We start from the raw sequence: 16,494 nt of genomic DNA on the forward strand, positions 1-16,494 counted from the left end.
GACTAGCGGTTCCCCCGGGGGTCGGGTCCAGTCGCGCGACGGGGCTGCTCGGCGGCCGGCTCAGCGGTCGTCGCGGCTGAAGTGCTGGTAGTCCTTGAGCGTCCTCCACGCCCCGCCCCATCCCCAGCCGATCGTCTCGAACGCCCGGACGACCGGTCCGCCGGCGAGGATCATCCCGGGCCGGACGCGGTTGCGGTCGACATAGGCGGTCGCCAGCTCGGGCAGGACCACGTCGCCCTTGACGTACGGGTTCTGGAACGGGTTGATGTCGACCGCCAGACCATAGGCGTGCTCGGAGAACGTGGTCGTGCCGCGGGTGGGCCGGCAGTTGAAGGCACCGGTGTTGTTGCCGTCACCGGTCGGCGGTGCCGACAGCTCCGCCGCGCGGGTGATGCGCATCTCCTCGATCGGGAAGCGGTCGGCGTACATCGCCCGGAAGGCGCGGACGACCTTGCGGGCGACCGTCTTGTTGACCAGGAGCTCGCCGGTGTGGCGGGCGTCGTCGAAGCCCCAGAACGTCAGGCGGATCCAGGCGAGGTCGGACCGCGCGACCGGGCACCCGGGCCGCCAGGTGGAGCGGTCGATGACGCTGTCCGGCGGTGGCGACACGATCCGGCTGGCGAAACCCGACCCGGGCAACGCCGGCAGCTGGTCCGGGAGGGTGAACCGACGGTTCCGCAGTGCCGGAGGGGTCGGGCGGACCTCACCGAAGCCGTCCTCGGTGACGGGGAGCACCCGCCTGCCCAACCACGCCGGAGGCACCGTGCCCGGGGCGGGCCTCGACGAGGGCGTCGGCGTGGCCGCGGGTGGTGTCGTCGCGGAGGGCGCGGTCGTCGGTGGGCTCGCGCTCGGCGACGCCGATGCCAGGGTGCTCTCGGAGCCGGTCGTCGGCTGCGCGTCCGGGTCACCGTTGCAGCCCGCGAGCACGACGGCCAGCGCGATCCCGAGAGCAGGGAGCGAGGTGCGTACGCGGCGGCGCTGCATCCTTCCGAGTCTAGAACCCGATGTTGTCGGCGCCGCCGAACGAACGAGGCACTCGCCCCGGCGTACGCTGCGACCGTGGGGCCAACCACCCGCTCCGACGGTGTCACCGGGTCGAGCGCCCGGTGGCGGATCCGCTGGGGACAGGGCTGGTACTGGCGTACGTGGCTCGTGGTCGGTGCGTTCGCCGTCGTGACGCTGGTCGGCGCTTCTGTCGCCGGCATCCCGATCCGCGACCCGGGCAACGCCTTCTTCCTCTCACGGCTGGCGATCGCGCTGCCCGGACTGCTGGTGCTCGCCGTCGTCGACGCCTGCTGGCGGGCCCACCCACGGACGGTGCGTACGACCCTGGGCGCTCTCCGCGCGAGGTGGACGGCACGCAGGACCGCCGCCGCGGTGAGCGGGCTCGTCGCCTACTACCTCGTCTATCTCTGCTACCACAACCTGAAGAGCTGGGACGTCCTGCTCGACCCCCGCGACGACCTGCTCCTGAGCTGGGACCGGTGGCTGTTCTTCGGCAGCACTCCGGGCGAGGCGCTGCACGACCTGCTGGGCGAGGGGGTCGCGATGTCGATCCTCTCGGTCGTCTACACCGCTTTCACGCCCGTCGTGACGGCGATGCTGCTCGGCGCGTTGGTGTTCACGGCGCGCATCCGGCACGGGTTCGTGATGCTCGTGGCGGGCATGTGGGGATGGATCCTCGGGGTCGGCTCGTACTACCTGATCCCATCCCTGGGACCGTTCTGGCGGCTGCCGGAGGACTACGCCGATCTTCCCCGCACGGTCATCCAGGACATGTGGGAGAAGGACATCGCTGGTCGCGAGCAGCTGCTGGCCCATCCAGAGGCGCCGGACGCGTTCGCGCAGATCTCCGCGTTCGCGAGCCTGCACGTCGCGTTCACCACGCTGGTCTGGTTGATGGCGCGCTACTACGGGCTCCGGCGCCTGAGCCACGTCCTCGGCGTCTTCGTCCTCGCCACGATCGTGGCGACGTTCTACCTTGGCTGGCACTACGTCGCCGACGACGTGGCCGGGGTCGCGATCGGCTTCCTCGCCGTCTTCCTGGGCCGCAAGACGGTCTACCCCCGGCGGTCGGAGGAGCCGAGCCGAGAATGAGGGCGGCGGCGTCCCTCTCGTCTGCGGATCGGGACGGGCGGATCACCTTTGGTCGCGGCCGGGCTAGTCCTTCGGACGATGCCGGGACGCCCGCACCGTTCGTACGGTCGGGCCATGACCGTCGAACCTCCCACCACGACGCTCGGCTACACGCGCTCGGACGCGATCGGCACCGCCGTCGTCTTCGGTGTCGGCGGGCTCCTCCTCTTCCTGCTCGCCCCCGTCCTGGCGGCATGGCTGGCCGACGTCCCTGTCGTCCCGTTCAAGGGCCCGCTGGAGTGGGTGGCGTCGTTCGACCAGCCGTGGGCGTGGGTGGCGCGTCCCACCGTCGGTCTGCTCCTCGGCCTCGCCCTCGCTGCCTCCGAGATCTGGGGCGCCTACCGGTTGGAGGTCGACGACGACGCCGTGGTGGTGCACCACGGCGACGACCGTCGCCGCATCGACCGTACGCAGGTCGTGGCGGTCTATCGCGACGGCAAGAAGGTCGTCGTCGACGGCCACGACGGTCGTCGCCTCTTCGAGCAGGAGGTGGAGGCGAGTCGCAAGGCAGTCGCCGCCGCGTTCCAACGCCACGGCTATCCGTGGGAAGGGCTGTGACGACGACCTCGAGTCAGCGCCGAGCGCGCCACTCCCTCGCAAACGGCGGCAGACCCGTCACCGGCGACCTCCGGAGGAAGGTGCCGGTGACCTCCGGACGGCTGGCCGTGTAGAGCCACGTGTCGAAGAGGTCGTCGAGCTGCTGCCCCGAGACACGCTCGGCGTAGGCGATGAACTGCGGGGTCGTGACGTTGCCGCCCGCGTTGCGCCGTGCCCAGCCGCGCAGGATCGCGAAGAAGTCGTCGTCTCCGACGGCGAGCCGCAGCTGGTGCAACGTCATCGCACCGCGGTCGTACACCGCGTTCGCGAACAGGCCGTCCGGTCCCGGGTCGCCGATCGTGAGGTCCCAGAACGGGTCCTCGGCCGGGTAGGCCGCGTAGGTGTCGTCGAAGATCTCCTGGGCCGTGGCCTCGCCCTTGTCCTCCCACCAGAGCCACTCGGCGTACGACGCGAAGCCTTCGTTGAGCCAGATGTCGCTCCACCGCTCGACCGCGAGGCTGTCCCCGTACCACTGATGGGCGAGCTCGTGCACGACCACGGCCTCGGCGGCCTGTTCGCTTCCACCGATCTGCTCCTGCGAGTAGATCGGCCGCGTCTGGTTCTCCAGGGCGAACCCGAGGTTGGGGTACGCATCGACGATGCCACCGGACGAGGAGAACGGGTAGCGCCCGAAGGTGTCCTGCAAGAAGTCGAGGATCCGCGGGTGCTTGGCGAACGCCGCCTCCGCCTTGTCGCCGACGGTCGCGGGGCCTTCGTCCGGCGTGCCGGCGATCCAGTCGTTGGGGTTGGGCTCGCTCCCTGCGGGAGCGCCGCTGACGGTCCAGCCGTCCAGCTCGTCGCCGTCGGCCTCGAACGACGTGCTGCCTGCTCCGGTCGGGGTGGTGATGTCGTCGACGAAGACGCCGCCGGCCTGGACCACGTCGTCGCTCGCATACGTCAGGGACAGCTCCACCGACCGGCCCGTCCAGGCACCCAGGTCGACGCGCCACTGCTCGTAACCGTCGGACTGGCCGGTGGCGGCGTTCCAGGACCCGCTCGAGCCCGTCGCTGCGCACGTGTCGTCGCCCTGCGCCGTCTGGTAGTGCTCGAGGAACGGGTGCAGCGTCAGCCAGTACGGGCAGGAGTTGCCGACCTCGGTGCTGGTCGCTCCGCCGAGGTCGGGCAGGGTCGTCCAGTCGTCCGCTCCAGGGGTCCGCGCCTCCACGAAGAAGTAGTCCCAGTCCTCCTCGGTCGACCGGTCCACCCAGAACCTCAGCTGCCCACCGGCCGCCGGGACCTCGACCGTGCGGGTCAGCCGCTTGTAGGACAGGCTGGCGGCCTGCGAGATGGCGTACTGGTCGCCGGTGCGCGCCGGCACCCGCTCGTACAGCTTGGGGTCGATCGCCTCGATCATCCGGATCCCGTCATAGCGGTAGTCCTTCACCCGGAAGTCGCTGATGGTCGCGGTCGTGAGGTACGACGCCATCGGCTCGCGTGCCTCCCACAGCCAGGTGGTCCACCCTCGCGAGGTCGACTGACCACGCGGGACCCCGTTGGCGACGGCCCGCAGGCCCTTCGGCGCGGTGATCTTGAACGAGTACGACGCCTTGTCGCTCGGGTGGTCGTTGACCGGATACCAGGTGTCGGCGACGTGGGGCTGACCGACGACGAGCGCCCCGTCGTCGGTGTGGATGAAGCCCGAGCCGTCCTCGAGAGTCTGCGGGACCCCGTCGTACCGGATGTCGGTGACGAAGGTGGTGCGCTTGCGGAGGCCGCGTGGCGGGGTGATCGTCAGCTCACCGCCGGTGTGCCGCCAGGTCGCACGGCGCCCGTTCACCCGCACGGAACGGACGGTCAGTCCCTCGAGGTCGAGGTTGAACCGAGACAGGTTCTGGGTGGCACGGGCACGCATGCGAGCCTGTCCGGCCAGCCGGTCCGTGGCCGGGTCGTACCGGACGTCGAGCGTGTAGTGGATCGCGTCGTAGCCGCCGTTGCCGTCGGTCGGGAAGTACGGGTCGCCGATGCCCGCGGCCCCCGGGGTGAAGTGGGGCCGATCATGAGCGCTCGCTGGCCCGCCGAGCAGGGCGGCACCGAGAGCGAGGGCGGAGAAGACCGAGACGAGGGCAGGGAACGTGCGGCGCATGGCGACCTCCGGAGACGAACCGTCGGTTCCTCACTGTTGTCCACGTCACACTCCCGCGCAAGAGGGCGCAGACCACCGTGCCCCGGTCGACCGGTCAGCCGCGGCGACGGTCGCGCCAGGCTCCGGTGGCCCACAGCGCCCACAGGACGAGCAACGGCTGGAACAGCAGCCTGACGGCCCGAGCCCTGTCGTCGTTGAGACCGAACGCGTCGGTGTGCGTGACGTACTGCGAGATGTTGCCGGGGAAGATCGCCACGAAGAACGCCGCCGTGAGCCATCCGACCGGGACGCGCCTGCCGGGAAGGCCGATCAGGGCGCCGCCGAGCCCGACCTCCACGAAGCCGGACGCGATGACCACCGTGTCGGCGCCGACCGGGACCCAGTCCGGGACCTGGGCGAGGAACTCGCGGCGCGCGAAGGTGAGGTGGCTGATGCCGGCGAAGAGGAGGAAGGCGCCGAGCGCCCACCGTCCGATCGTACGGGGCGTCGAGAGCGGTGGCGGTGAGGTGTCGGGCATGGACCTCAGGCTATGGGCAAAGCATCTGCAGGAGTGCCGCACACTCGCGCCGCAGCGTGTCGGCGGCATCGGTACGCCCGGCCAGCAGGTCGATCAGCGCTCGGAGGAAGAGCCCGTCGTAGAGGGCGTACGCGACGGGTGACGAGACCCGGGGAGGGCTGTCGGCGAGGTCGGCGTAGCGGCAGACGACACGCCACACCATCTGCTCGAGGAGGAGGTCGATCTCCTCGATGACGCCCTCGAGCTCGGGCGTGTACATGCTCTGGTTGCGCAGGTCGTACCACATGCGGTGCAGGTCGGTCTCGTCACGGAGCGTGGCGACCATGGCGTCGGAGTAACCGTCCCGGAGCTCCCTCGCCGTGATCGCGGACTCGATGATGGAGTCGTAGTGCTTGACGCAGTCTCGCTTGTACTGCCGCACGCAGTGCTGCATCAGGTCGAGCTTGTCGCTGAAGTAGTAGTGGACGACACCGTGCGAGTACGGAGAGTTCTGGGCGATGTCACGCAGGCTCGTGTTGGCGAAGCCCCGATCGGCCAGGGTGGAGAGAGCCGAGCTGGCCAGCTCGGCTCGTCGTTGCTCGAACTTGTCGTCCGAGGCACGACCGGCTCGCGCCTGCCGGCGCGTGGCGCGTCCCCCCGCGGTACTCACGGGCCCCACGATACGCCGGTCGAAAGTCACCGACTCCCTCGTGCAAAAAAAGAATCTTGACAGATGTATACGAAAATCTTGTCAACCGTCAAGATGTCTGTTTATCTATTCATATCCGTTCGGTCTCGTACCAGGCGGATGAAGGGGCTCGGGCCGGCGGGGGCGGCACCGGGCCCCTCACGCGTCCCCGCACTGGCGACCAGGTGACCGCTGAGCGACAGGACGCGACATGACCGACACCCGCCCCGACACGATCGTGCTCGTGCACGGACTCTGGATGACCCCCCGCAGCTGGGAAGGCTGGGTGGACTACTACGGTGCCAAGGGATTCAGCGTCCTGACGCCCGGCTACCCCGGCTTCGAGATCGAGGTGGAGGCGCTGCGCGAGAACACCGACGTGATCGCCCGCCTCACCGTCCCTGACACCGTCGGCCACCTCGCTTCTGTCATCGAGGGTCTCGACTCGCCGCCGGTCATCATGGGCCACTCCTTCGGCGGCACGCTCACCCAGCTTCTCCTTGCACGCGGCCTCGGCGCTGCGGGTGTCGTGATCGACTCGGCACCGACCGAGGGGGTCCACGTCACCCCGCCGTCACAGGTGAGATCGCTCTTTCCCATCCTCAAGAACCCGGCCACCCGGACCAAGGCGGTCGGATTCACTCCGGAGGAGTTCCACTACTCGTTCGCCAACACCCTGTCCAGGGCGGAGTCCGACCAGGCGTGGGAGCGCTACCAGGTCCCCGCGCCGGGCAGCTGGGTCTGGGAGTACGGGCTGCTCGCAAACATCAAGCCGGGCCACCAGGAGACGTGGGTCGACTACGACAACGACGACCGGGCGCCGTTGCTGTTCATCGCGGGCGGCGAGGACCACATCATGCCGCCGTCGGTCAACAGGGCGAACGCCAAGCACTACAAGAGGTCCGCCGCACTCACCGACTACCACGAGTTCGAGGGGCGCGACCACTGGACGTGTGCCGCTCCGGGCTGGGAGGCCGTCGCCGACCACGCGCTCGAGTGGTCCCTCGAGCATGCCGGCACGACGTCCCGTACGGCGCCCGTCACCGACACGTGATGCCGCTGTCCGACGGTCACGACCACGAGGTTCGGCGCAGCGAGCGCGGCACGCTCGTACGGCGCCGCCTCCCAGGCGCCGACTGCCTGACCTCGTGGGACGAGGCGGCCCTGCTTCGGCTCGTCGCGGCGGTCTCGCCCTTGCCCGTCCCCCAGGTGCTCGATGTCAGACGGGACGACGACGTGATGGAGATGGTTCTCGTCCCGGGCGGCCCGCTGCTCACCAGGCTCGCCGAGCTGGACCAGCCGACGCGAGATCGACTCGGCGCCGACCTGGGCGCCTTCCTCTCCGCGCTGCACGGCATCCCCGTGGCCTCCGTCTCCGGGCTCGTCCCCGTCGACGACACCGCACCGGCCGATCTGCTCGCCGAGGGAGTCGAGCTCCTCGGGGCGTGTGCCGGCGCGATCCCCGTGGGCCGTCACCGCGCCGTCGAACGCTTCCTCGAGTCGCCCGCACCGCGGCCGTCCCCGCGACGGGTGCTCTCCCACAATGACCTGGGCGCGGAGCACGTCTTCGTCGACGAGGACGCCCAGGTCATCACCGGGGTCATCGACTGGTCGGACGCCGCGCTGACCGATCCCGCGCTGGACCTGGGACTGGTGCTGCGAGACCTCGGCGTCGGCGCGTTCGACCGTGCACTCGACGCGGACGACGGCGAGCCCGAGGTCGACGACCTTCGGACTCGGGCGATCTTCCACGCCCGGATCCGCGCGCTCGAGGACCTCGCCTACGGCATCGAGACCGACCGGGACCTCTATCGGCGCAACGCGTCTCGGGCCATCGCCGCCCTCTTCGACGACGAGGGTTAGTCAGTCGCGGTCCTGCCAGGTGCAGAGGCAGACCTTGTTGCCCTCGGGATCGGCGAGCACCCAGAAGCTGGGCGCCTCGTCGTCGCTGGCGACGGTGCCCCCCGCGGCGAGGGCGGCGTCGATCCGCGACTGGACCTGGTCGGGCGGCACCCACACGTCGAGGTGCCACCGCTGGCGTGGCTCCTCGCTGCCGGACGGCTGGAACCAGACGGTCGGCAGGGCACGATGCTGGTCGCGGATCTCGTCGTCGACCTCCGGCACGGGTGACTCCTCCACCGCCAGGGCGGCTCGCCAGAACGGCAGCACCTCGCCGTACGCCGGACTGTCCAGAGCGAGCTCGATCCGGGAGACGGTCGCCGGCTCGAGAGAGACGTCGTCGTCCGCGTCCGCAACGACGGCGCTGATCCGGCGCGCGAGGTCGACGTCGACGCGGGTGACGCCTCCCGCCGCGTGGTGCGTCAGACGGACGTCGACGTGGGTGGGTCGCAGGTCGAGGTCGGGGTCGTGGTGGGTCGACCCCGCGGCCGCGCCGATCGCGTTCGCGACACGGAGCGCTGCGGCGAAGTCGGGGACGCGTATCCGCGTCTGGAGCCCACCGAGGAGGTAGACCCAGCCGTCCAGCTTCTCGTCGGCGACCCTCTGCCCGGTCAAGGTTTCGATGCTCATGGACCCATGCTGACGTCAAGGCGGCCTGGCGCACAGGTCGACGCGCAGCAAACCCCGTGACATCACGACCGATCGGTCGTAATGTTTGGTCGCATGACGCTCACTCACGGCAGGACGACCACGGACGAGCCACCGTACGGGGTGGTGGTCCCGGTCCGGGTCTACCTCGACGACCTCGACGGCTTCGGGATGCTCAACCACGTCGAGTACGCACGGCTCTTCGACCACGCGGTCATCGACTTCTGGACCGGGGCCGGCTGGGTCCTCGACCCGTCGACGTCGGTCCAGGTCATCCGCGACCTCCACCTGACGTTCCACCAGCCCGTGACCGCCGTCGGCGACGTGGCCGTGCACCTGTGGGTCGAGGAGGTCGGCAGGACAAGCGTCAACTACCACTTCCGGATCCTGTCCAGCGATCACGAGACCCTGCACGCCGAGGGCACGCGGCGGCTCATCAACCTCGACTCGGCGACGTTGCGGCCGACGCCGTTGACCGACGAGCAGTGGGAGTACGCGGCGCCACTGCTCCGCGGCGACGTCCGGCGCACCACCTAGCTGCTAGCCGAGCGCACCGATCACGTCGAGGGCACAGCCGACGGCCAGCCCGAGCTCCTCGTCGTCCTCGAACAGGGCGTAGCGGACACTGCCCGCGGAAAGGAACGCGTCGAGCTGGAAGGCGACCGTGCGTCCGTCCCCGCCCGCAGCCTCCGCGTCGGCTGCCAAGAGGTCGAGCCACTCTCGCTCGAGACGACGCACCGCGTCGGCGACCGCGCCGTGCTGCGCGCCGTACTCTGCCGAGGTCGTCACCAGGAAGCACCCACCGGGGAAGACACGGCGGCGGACGTAGGCGGCCCAGCTCTCGACGAGCGCCGTCAACCGGCGCGATCCCGACCCGGCCGACCACACGGGCGCGATCACCTCGGAGATGAAGACGCGGCGGGCCTCGGCGATCGCCGCGAGCTGGATCGCCTCCCGGTTCTCGAAGACGGTCAGGATGCCGCTCTTGCTGACCCCGGTCGCGGTCGCGAGCCGACCGACGGAGACAGAGTCGAGCCCGTGCAGCGTCGCCACGTCCGCGGCGCAGCGGGCGACCTTCTGACGAGACGCGTCACCGCGCGCTCGACGTCCGTCGGTGGTCGCGGTCATGACGCGAGTCTAGGTGGCGCTCACGACCCTGGACGAGCTCGAGCGACGGCGAAGGATCAGCACTGCGTTGACGGTCACGATCACCACCGCAGCGGCGGCTGCGGTGAGGACGAGCGCGTCCGAGGTGTCGCGGACCGCGACCATCACGCCGATCAGCGCCCACACCAGCGTGGCGGCGTACGCCCAGGAGCCGCCGAGGAGCACGCTGATGGCCAGCGCGACGAGGGCGAGCACGACCAGGGCACCCAGCTGCCAGGCGACCTCGTCCCCGTCGAGCCATCCCGACTCCACCATGGCCGAGCAGACGTTGACGATGCCGGCCGCGGTGACCCACCCGGCGTACACGCCCGTCGTCACCCGCGCCAGAAGGGTCAGCCAGATCGGCGCACCGACGTCGGAGGACACACGCCTCTTCGCGACCGTCGCGGCGTCGACCGCGACGACGACCATCGCGACGAGAACGGCGGCGGTCACCCACGTCCACTCCAGCGCCGAGACGACGATCCACAACGCCGCACCCGCGTACAGGAGCACGAGGTCGCGCAGCAGACGGTCCGGTTGCCGCGTCCCGGTCGACCGCTTCACGAGGACCACGACGGCGAAGACCACCGTCAGCAGGTAGATCAGGCTCCAGATCGAGAACGTGTAGCCGGCCGGGGTGATCAGCAGGTCCTCGCCCTGGCTGCTCGGCGGTGCGCCGAGACCGCCCAGCGACTGGACGGCGGGGACCAGGATCTGGACCGCGGCGGCGGCGAGGGCCGCCCATGCGAGAGCACGGGACGGCGTGGTCGTGGCGTTCGTCTTCGTCGAAGTGGTCATCGCTCTCCACGCTAGCGACGTACGGCCGAGCGCACAGACAACGCGCCGAGCCTTGCCGACGTCCGGGTCGGCATGGTCCGATGACCGCCATGCCGACCCGGGTGATCGAGCCGCACGACGCCGTCGCCGTCGCGCGCTCCTGGTTCCTGGAGGGACGTGCCGTCGACATGCGTGAGCTCGCCACCGTGCTGGCGGTCGGTCGGGCGACGCTCTATCGGGTCGTCGGCAGCAGGGACCGGCTGCTCGGAGACGTCGTCGACTCGCTCGGTCAGGCGACGCTCGCCGCATCGGTCGCCACCGCGGTGAGGGCGGGGCTTGCGCCGGGTGTGGAGCGTATCGTCGGGGCAGCCACCCTGATGAACCAGGCCATCGTCGGCTTCGGCCCGCTCCGCACGTTCGCGACCGCCGAGCCGGAGACGGCCTTCCGCGTCCTCTTCATGCCGGCGGCCCGCGTCCATGCCCGGGCGGTCGAGGGGTGGCGCCGGGTCCTTGCTGAGGCCGCGGCCGCCGGCGAGCTCCGGCTGCGCGCCGACCCCGGTCGGGTGGCCTACATGTGGGTCCGGATCGGGGAGTCGGTGATCTACGCCGACCTGCTCGCGGACCGCGAGCCCGACCTCGAGCTCGCCGTCACGCTCCAGCGCGCGCTGCTCGAGGCCGGACCCGGCTGATCGGTCACCCCAGCTGCGACCAGAAGCCGCACTGGGCCGCCGCGGCGACGTCCTCGACACCGATCCCTCCGGCCGCTGGGAGGTCCAGCGCCATCACGTCACCCGGTCGGTCGTACTCCGGCCACCGGGGCAGGCCGCGGCCGGACGGACGACCGCGGGCCGCGAAGCTCGTCCAGTACGCCACCATCGCGTCGGACAGCGTCTCCTGCTCGGCGCTGAGACCGTCACCGAAGAGGCCCGGGAAGAGGAACGGCAGCTCTGTCGCGTGGGAGGCGCCGTTCTGCGTCCCGAGGATCGGGACCAGCGGGTCCGCGGTTCGGTCCTGGAACTGGTAGGCGTAGACCCGCGCGCCACGCCGCTCGGACGCCACCTCGTACGCGTCGACGTGCGAGCAGGTCGAGAGCGCGGTGCCGTAGTCGCTGAACACGGTCGACAGCGCGATGATCGGCGAGCCGTACGACTCGACGGGATATCTCGCGAGCACGGCGTCGGCCGCCGCGCCGAACCGGGCACGGATCGCCGCGGTGTACTGCGCCGCGGTGAGGGTGGTGCCGTACTGGAGCGGGACGAAGAGCCGGTTCTCGTCGAGGGTGTTCCCGTGCATCAGGTCGACACGGTTGGCGGTCCCCGTGGCGAGGGCGTCCCCGGGCTGTCGGGGCAGCGCGGTGCCACCGACGGCGAACGCCCCACCTGCCCACGCACGCAGCAGCGTCTCGGGGTCGCGCTGGCGCAGGCACGCGGGCACGTCGGCCGCGGCCCCGCAACCGACCGCCTCGGCGTACGCCTCCCCCGCCGCCTGCGCACTCGCGAGCGTCGCGAAGTCGGAGGTGCACGAATAGCTCTGCGCGATCGCGCGACGGAAGAGTCCTCGCGCTCGGGGTGAGGCGACGTTGGCGCACACCGACGCGCTCCCCGCGGACTCGCCGAAGACGGTGACGTTGCGGGGGTTGCCGCCGAAAGCGCGTGCGTTGCGCTGGACCCAGCGCAACGCTGCCTGCTGGTCCAGGAGCGCTGCATTGCTCGAGCGGAGGCTCGGGTGCGCGAGGAATCCGAACGGCCCCAGCCGGTAGTTGATGGTCACCACGACCACGTCACCCTGCGTGGCGAGCTTGGAAGCGTCGTAGTCGGCTCCGCTGCCGGTCAGGAACGAGCCGCCGTGGATCCACACCATCACCGGCAGTCCGGCCGGCCGCGCAGACCGCCCGGCGGGCGTGGTCACGTTCAGATAGAGGCAGTCCTCCCCGTACGTCTGGGGGTTGCCCGTCCCGTTGGAGAGCTGGGCGCACTGTGGTCGCGGCGCGGTCGCGTCCAGGACGCCGCGCCACCGGCTCACGGGCTTGGGCGCCCGGAAGCGGAGGTCACCGACCGGAGGCGCGGCGTACGGGATGCCCTGGAACGTCCGATAACCCTCCGCGGCCGTGCCTCGCACCGCGCCCTCTGCGACCCGCACGACGGTGTCGTCCCGGTGGCCCGGCGGCTTCGCCTCCGCTGGGGCGACCAGGGCGGCGGCCGCCAGCCCCGCGATCGCGAGCGCCGAGACGGCAACCCGCACGACGGGACGGACGAGGACGTGATGGGGACGCGTGACAGGCACGAGAACCTCCCGAGGGTCGGCGACGCGGTCCTCACGGAGCCGCTCTCCGGACGCTAGTCAGGAGCCCACGGTGCCGCCAGGAGCACCGACCAACGTGAGACCGCGTCCCAGCCCGGGAGGCAAACGGGACCCGGGCGAACGACTGGCTTCGTACGGTGTCTCGATGGGACTCGATGCCGACTATCCCGCCGCGCGGGTGAGCAACCCCGCCGACAGCGTTCCGATCTATGACGGCAGGCGGGTGATCGCCCATCTCGGGCCGGACGACCACTTCCACTCCGCAGCCACCAACGTCACGTGCCGCATCAGCCGCCGCAACGGCGCTTGGTACCGGCTCCTCAACCCCGCCGGCTGGGATCCGAGCGCGGTCACCGCGTACGTGTCGGCGAGCCGCACCACGTTGTTCGGCACCGACGCGCCCCACCCGATGCACGACTGCGTCGGCAACGCCGACCAACCGGGGCCGCCGTGGTGGCGTGACGCCGTGACGACGACAGTGGTCGTGGGAGCGGCTCTCGCGGCAGCGTTGGCCGCGCACCGACTGGTCAGAGTGCGGCCGCCGCTCCCTTCACCACCGGAGCCGCGCGCGCTCGACGTCGACGCGCCAGGCAGGTCGGCCGGCGGCTGAGCATGTCTCAACGGAAGCGTGCGAGTGCGTCCCTCAGCTCCTCGACCGCGCGCGGAAGGGCGCTCAGCCGAGCCGCGGCGACAGCTCGTGCGCGCACCGCAGGGGAGTCGGCGGGACGGTCGACGGACGCGTACGACTCCGCGAAGGCGATCGCGTCCCGGTGGTCGCCCAGCAGGTCGTGGATGCGCTCGGCCGAGTCCGCCAGAGCCGGTGCCTTCGCGCCGAACAAACCCACCGGGGGCCGCGTGACCGCCTCGGTCGCATAGCGCAACCGCCGAGCCGCCTTGCGCAGCTCGTGCAACGCCGGGAGCGAGGCGGGCTCGGCAGCCGCCGTCTCGGCCCGCCGCAGCACCCGCTCGCCTTCCTTGACGAGCCTGCGGCGCACGCTGCGCGCGGCGGGACGGCGTGCCTTCTCCGTACGCGGTGGCGCGGCGAGGAAGTCCGCCAGATCCGATCGCCTCCGCACCGCCACGAGGCTCGTCCCGCGTCTGGCAACCCACCGCTCGGCAGATCGGTGGTCACGCTGCAGGTCCGCGAGCCTGCGGTGATCGGCCGACGATCCTTCGTCCACGTCGAGGAACCGGCGGGTGACCGCGATCCGCACCTCGGCGTCACGCACCTCGCCCAGCTCTCTGCCCCAGTCGCGGTAGACGCGGTGCAGGTGCCGGACGGCCTCGTCGTCGAAGAACGGCCGGTAGGCCGACAGCGTGCTCCGAAGGCGCCGTACGGCCTTGCGGTGGCGGTGCACACCGTCAGGCTGGTCGAGCAGCGCCGGCCCGAGGGTCGCGTCGAGCTCCGCGGCCACAGCCTCCAGCGCCCTGACCACTGCGTCACCTGCGTCGACAGGTCGGCCCGCGCCTTCGCCCATGCTCGGACGGTACTCCGCCACGTCGGTGCGCGGGGATGCGCAAGACTGCGAGCGTGCTCCACCTTCGCATCGTGGCTCCGTCGGACCTGACCGACGACGTGACGCGACTGCTCACTGCGGACGAGGCGGTGAGCAGCGTCACCGTGGTGCACGGCGCCGCCGTCAAGCCGGCGGGTGACGTCATCGACGCCGACGTCGCCCGCGAGGCGGCCAACGAGATCATCGACGGTCTCCACGACCTCGGAGTCCACCGTCGCGGGACGGTGCAGATCGAGCCCGTCGGGACGTGGCTGTCCCAGGCCGGCTACGTCGCGGACTCGCGCGCGCCCGGGAGCAGCGCCGACTCGGTCGTCTGGGCGTCGGTGACGGAGCAGGCGTACGAGGACTCCGAGGCCAACTGGACGTTCATGTCGTTCATGGTCCTGGCGACCACGTTGGCCGCGATCGCGATCGTGGTCGACTCCCAGATCCTGGTCATCGGCGCGATGGTGCTGGGGCCGGAGTTCGGCGCGGTCGCCGCGCTCGGCGTCGCGCTCGTACGCCGACGCTCCCACCTGCTGCTGGCCGCGTCGCGCACGCTCGTCTTGGGATTCGTCACCGCGATCCTGATCACGACCTGCCTCGTCCTGCTCGCCCGCGCGCTCGGGTGGATCACGCCAGACACCCTCGCCGCTCCACGTCCCGACACGGCGTTCATCTACTCCCCCGACAAGTGGTCGTTCATCGTGGCGGTCATCGCCGCAGCGGCAGGCGCCCTGTCGCTCACCTCCGCACGGATCGGCGGGCTCTCGGGCGTCTTCATCTCGGTCACCACGATCCCCGCGGCCGGGAACGTCGCACTCGGCCTCGCCTTCGGCAGCTGGAGCGAGGTGCGCGGCAGTTCGCTGCAGCTTCTGATCAACATCGCCGGGATGGCGCTCGCGGGCTGGGCGACCCTCGCTCTCCAGCAGTCGGTCTGGTCGCGGGTGTCGGCCCAGCGGGCGCGACTGCGACGGCGGCGGCAGCGGCGGTAGGACCGCGGCAGCACGCTCGGCGTCGTAGGCCGTGACGAGCTGCCGGTAGCGCAGGCTGACAGCCGTGACGCTAGGGTCCGGGCGGCCGCCGAGGCTTCTCGACTCCTGACCAGTCGGGACCGGTCGGCTCGTCCTCGACCACGATGCCGAGGCTGTCCGCGATGATCGGCGCGAGGAGCGAGAGCTGGAGCGGACTGATCGTCACGCCACGCAGTGCCGTCACCCCGACGATCTCGCGGAGCTCGGCTCCTCGCAGGTCCAGATGCGACGCCGACGCGTGCTGCAGGTCGAGCCGGGCAATCGTGCACCTGACGAAGCTGACCCGGAGGACGGTCGCCTCGACGAGGTCGAGCTCGTCGATGACGCAGTCGGAGAAGACGACGTCGCGCAACCTCGTCCCACGCAGATTGACGAAGGACAGCTTGCAGCCGGAGACGAGCACAGAGTCCCACTCGCTGTCGTAGAGGTCGGCCGACCCGATCCTGCTGCCCTCGATGCGGACGTCGCGCAGCCTCACCCGCGGCGCTCGCAGGACAGCGACGTTGACGCGATCGAGCAGTGCCTCACGCAGCCGTGCGCCCGCAAGGCTGAGCGAGTCGGCAGTCAGGTCGCGGAAAGCCGCACCCTCGAGGTCGGCGGACGGAACGAGGTCGTCGGCGACGCCCTCGTCGAAGCCCTCCACTGCGAGCGGGTCGAGCTGAGGGCGACGGGTCGTGGTTCGAGGTCTTCCCACGTGACCTCAGCTCACGGCCCGCGCGACGAGGGCCTCGATCTTCGTCGCGTCGGCGTCCGTCAGGTCGGTCAGCGCGTACGAGGTGGACCACATGCTGCCGTCGTCGAGCCGGGCCGCCTCCTCGAAACCGAGCGTGGCGTAGCGCGAGTCGTACTTGTCCGCGCCCTTGAAGAAGCAGACGACCTTGCCGTTCTCGTCGGCGTACGCGGGCATCCCGTACCAGGTCTTGGGATCGAGGTGCGGCGCGACGGCGGTGACGATCGTGTGGATCCGCTCGGCCATCCCACGGTCCGGCTGCGGCATCTCGGCGATCTTCGCGAGCACGTTGGCGAGATCGTCGGCCTTCTTCTTGCCGCCGCGCCCGCTCGACCTCAGCTCCGCGGCACGCTCCTTCATCGCGGCGCGCTCGACGTCGCTGAAGCCTCCTGCCGCGTCGGCCTGATCGGTGGTCTCGTCGGCGGTATTCTTGCTTCTGGGCATCGGGCCCTCCTCATCG

The 16,494-nt window shown here is 70.8% G+C and carries 19 protein-coding genes; 8 read left to right on the plus strand and 11 right to left on the minus strand.

All coding sequences use genetic code 11. From position 1 onward, the window contains the following. Positions 1–60: 60 nt before the first annotated feature. Positions 61–984, minus strand: a complete 924-nt coding sequence (locus KV102_RS06380) for a M15 family metallopeptidase (RefSeq protein WP_220345638.1) — start codon at positions 982–984, stop codon at positions 61–63. A gap of 75 nt (positions 985–1,059) precedes the next feature. Here KV102_RS06380 and KV102_RS19540 point away from each other — a divergent pair, with 75 nt between their 5' ends. Together KV102_RS19540 and KV102_RS06390 are read left to right on the plus strand one after the other, a co-directional pair. Continuing rightward, a complete protein-coding gene (locus tag KV102_RS19540; RefSeq protein ID WP_220345639.1) occupies positions 1,060–2,097 on the plus strand; it encodes a phosphatase PAP2 family protein in 1,038 nt (345 codons plus the stop codon). Positions 2,098–2,211: 114 nt separating this feature from the next. Next, positions 2,212–2,694, plus strand: a complete 483-nt coding sequence (locus KV102_RS06390; protein ID WP_220345641.1) for a hypothetical protein — start codon at positions 2,212–2,214, stop codon at positions 2,692–2,694. 13 nt (positions 2,695–2,707) lie between these two features. Here the strand turns inward: KV102_RS06390 and KV102_RS06395 are convergent, their stop codons facing one another. The 3 genes from KV102_RS06395 to KV102_RS06405 all read right to left on the minus strand — a co-directional run bounded on the left by KV102_RS06395 (position 2,708) and on the right by KV102_RS06405 (position 5,982). Next, a complete protein-coding gene (locus tag KV102_RS06395; RefSeq protein WP_220345642.1) occupies positions 2,708–4,816 on the minus strand; it encodes a M1 family metallopeptidase in 2,109 nt (702 codons plus the stop codon). 94 nt (positions 4,817–4,910) lie between these two features. Further along, the gene (locus KV102_RS06400) at positions 4,911–5,333 is read right to left on the minus strand and encodes a hypothetical protein (RefSeq protein WP_220342695.1); all 423 of its coding nucleotides are present in this window, start codon (positions 5,331–5,333) and stop codon (positions 4,911–4,913) included. A 10-nt stretch (positions 5,334–5,343) separates the two neighbouring features. After that, positions 5,344–5,982 (minus strand): TetR/AcrR family transcriptional regulator, encoded by a 639-nt coding sequence (locus tag KV102_RS06405; protein ID WP_220345643.1) that lies wholly within the window; start codon positions 5,980–5,982, stop codon positions 5,344–5,346. Between the two features lie 229 nt (positions 5,983–6,211). On the opposite strand from KV102_RS06405, the gene KV102_RS06410 reads away from it, so the two are divergent. Continuing rightward, entirely contained in the window at positions 6,212–7,054 is an 843-nt protein-coding gene (locus KV102_RS06410; protein ID WP_220345645.1) for an alpha/beta hydrolase, read from the plus strand. After that, on the plus strand, positions 7,054–7,863 hold the full coding sequence (locus KV102_RS06415) for a phosphotransferase family protein (protein WP_220345646.1): 810 nt from the start codon (positions 7,054–7,056) through the stop codon (positions 7,861–7,863). The genes KV102_RS06410 and KV102_RS06415 overlap by 1 nt, the downstream gene beginning before the upstream one ends. Here the strand turns inward: KV102_RS06415 and KV102_RS06420 are convergent, their stop codons facing one another. Continuing rightward, positions 7,864–8,529: a VOC family protein gene (locus KV102_RS06420; RefSeq protein WP_220345647.1), complete on the minus strand. Its 666-nt coding sequence runs from the start codon at positions 8,527–8,529 to the stop codon at positions 7,864–7,866. Positions 8,530–8,622: 93 nt separating this feature from the next. Here KV102_RS06420 and KV102_RS06425 point away from each other — a divergent pair, with 93 nt between their 5' ends. After that, positions 8,623–9,084, plus strand: a complete 462-nt coding sequence (locus KV102_RS06425) for a thioesterase family protein (protein WP_220345648.1) — start codon at positions 8,623–8,625, stop codon at positions 9,082–9,084. A 3-nt stretch (positions 9,085–9,087) separates the two neighbouring features. Here the strand turns inward: KV102_RS06425 and KV102_RS06430 are convergent, their stop codons facing one another. Together KV102_RS06430 and KV102_RS06435 are read right to left on the minus strand one after the other, a co-directional pair. Beyond that, complete coding sequence (locus KV102_RS06430) at positions 9,088–9,675, minus strand: TetR/AcrR family transcriptional regulator (protein ID WP_220345649.1); 588 nt, start codon at positions 9,673–9,675, stop codon at positions 9,088–9,090. Positions 9,676–9,684: 9 nt separating this feature from the next. Beyond that, positions 9,685–10,494, minus strand: a complete 810-nt coding sequence (locus KV102_RS06435) for a hypothetical protein (protein ID WP_220345650.1) — start codon at positions 10,492–10,494, stop codon at positions 9,685–9,687. Between the two features lie 80 nt (positions 10,495–10,574). Here KV102_RS06435 and KV102_RS06440 point away from each other — a divergent pair, with 80 nt between their 5' ends. Next, a complete protein-coding gene (locus KV102_RS06440) occupies positions 10,575–11,162 on the plus strand; it encodes a QsdR family transcriptional regulator (protein ID WP_220342703.1) in 588 nt (195 codons plus the stop codon). Between the two features lie 4 nt (positions 11,163–11,166). Here the strand turns inward: KV102_RS06440 and KV102_RS06445 are convergent, their stop codons facing one another. Continuing rightward, positions 11,167–12,756 carry a carboxylesterase/lipase family protein gene (locus KV102_RS06445; RefSeq protein ID WP_220345651.1) on the minus strand — a complete coding sequence of 530 codons (1,590 nt, stop codon included), beginning with the start codon at positions 12,754–12,756 and terminating at the stop codon, positions 11,167–11,169. Between the two features lie 163 nt (positions 12,757–12,919). Here KV102_RS06445 and KV102_RS06450 point away from each other — a divergent pair, with 163 nt between their 5' ends. After that, complete coding sequence (locus KV102_RS06450; protein WP_220345652.1) at positions 12,920–13,384, plus strand: hypothetical protein; 465 nt, start codon at positions 12,920–12,922, stop codon at positions 13,382–13,384. 7 nt (positions 13,385–13,391) lie between these two features. Here KV102_RS06450 and KV102_RS06455 read toward each other — a convergent pair whose 3' ends face one another. Then, positions 13,392–14,252 (minus strand): CHAD domain-containing protein, encoded by an 861-nt coding sequence (locus KV102_RS06455; RefSeq protein ID WP_220345653.1) that lies wholly within the window; start codon positions 14,250–14,252, stop codon positions 13,392–13,394. 53 nt (positions 14,253–14,305) lie between these two features. On the opposite strand from KV102_RS06455, the gene KV102_RS06460 reads away from it, so the two are divergent. Further along, complete coding sequence (locus tag KV102_RS06460; protein WP_220342707.1) at positions 14,306–15,265, plus strand: DUF389 domain-containing protein; 960 nt, start codon at positions 14,306–14,308, stop codon at positions 15,263–15,265. Between the two features lie 70 nt (positions 15,266–15,335). On the opposite strand, the gene KV102_RS06465 is transcribed toward KV102_RS06460, so the two are convergent. Both KV102_RS06465 and KV102_RS06470 read right to left on the minus strand, forming a co-directional pair. Continuing rightward, entirely contained in the window at positions 15,336–15,998 is a 663-nt protein-coding gene (locus tag KV102_RS06465; protein WP_220342708.1) for a pentapeptide repeat-containing protein, read from the minus strand. A gap of 6 nt (positions 15,999–16,004) precedes the next feature. After that, positions 16,005–16,478: an iron chaperone gene (locus KV102_RS06470; RefSeq protein ID WP_220345654.1), complete on the minus strand. Its 474-nt coding sequence runs from the start codon at positions 16,476–16,478 to the stop codon at positions 16,005–16,007. Positions 16,479–16,494: the final 16 nt, after the last annotated feature.

It is taken from the genome of Mumia sp. zg.B53 (assembly GCF_019550935.1).
GTDB lineage: Bacteria > Actinomycetota > Actinomycetes > Propionibacteriales > Nocardioidaceae > Mumia.

What these genes read in the sequence shown, in the direction of transcription:
- KV102_RS06380 (WP_220345638.1), bottom strand. Translation starts at nt 984, where the DNA reads ATGCAGCGCCGCCGCGTACGCACCTCGCTCCCTGCTCTCGGGATCGCG.
- KV102_RS06390 (WP_220345641.1), top strand. Translation starts at nt 2,212, where the DNA reads ATGACCGTCGAACCTCCCACCACGACGCTCGGCTACACGCGCTCGGAC.
- KV102_RS06395 (WP_220345642.1), bottom strand. Translation starts at nt 4,816, where the DNA reads ATGCGCCGCACGTTCCCTGCCCTCGTCTCGGTCTTCTCCGCCCTCGCT.
- KV102_RS06400 (WP_220342695.1), bottom strand. Translation starts at nt 5,333, where the DNA reads ATGCCCGACACCTCACCGCCACCGCTCTCGACGCCCCGTACGATCGGA.
- KV102_RS06410 (WP_220345645.1), top strand. Translation starts at nt 6,212, where the DNA reads ATGACCGACACCCGCCCCGACACGATCGTGCTCGTGCACGGACTCTGG.
- KV102_RS06415 (WP_220345646.1), top strand. Translation starts at nt 7,054, where the DNA reads ATGCCGCTGTCCGACGGTCACGACCACGAGGTTCGGCGCAGCGAGCGC.
- KV102_RS06420 (WP_220345647.1), bottom strand. Translation starts at nt 8,529, where the DNA reads ATGAGCATCGAAACCTTGACCGGGCAGAGGGTCGCCGACGAGAAGCTG.
- KV102_RS06425 (WP_220345648.1), top strand. Translation starts at nt 8,623, where the DNA reads ATGACGCTCACTCACGGCAGGACGACCACGGACGAGCCACCGTACGGG.
- KV102_RS06430 (WP_220345649.1), bottom strand. Translation starts at nt 9,675, where the DNA reads ATGACCGCGACCACCGACGGACGTCGAGCGCGCGGTGACGCGTCTCGT.
- KV102_RS06435 (WP_220345650.1), bottom strand. Translation starts at nt 10,494, where the DNA reads ATGACCACTTCGACGAAGACGAACGCCACGACCACGCCGTCCCGTGCT.
- KV102_RS06440 (WP_220342703.1), top strand. Translation starts at nt 10,575, where the DNA reads ATGACCGCCATGCCGACCCGGGTGATCGAGCCGCACGACGCCGTCGCC.
- KV102_RS06450 (WP_220345652.1), top strand. Translation starts at nt 12,920, where the DNA reads ATGGGACTCGATGCCGACTATCCCGCCGCGCGGGTGAGCAACCCCGCC.
- KV102_RS06455 (WP_220345653.1), bottom strand. Translation starts at nt 14,252, where the DNA reads ATGGGCGAAGGCGCGGGCCGACCTGTCGACGCAGGTGACGCAGTGGTC.
- KV102_RS06470 (WP_220345654.1), bottom strand. Translation starts at nt 16,478, where the DNA reads ATGCCCAGAAGCAAGAATACCGCCGACGAGACCACCGATCAGGCCGAC.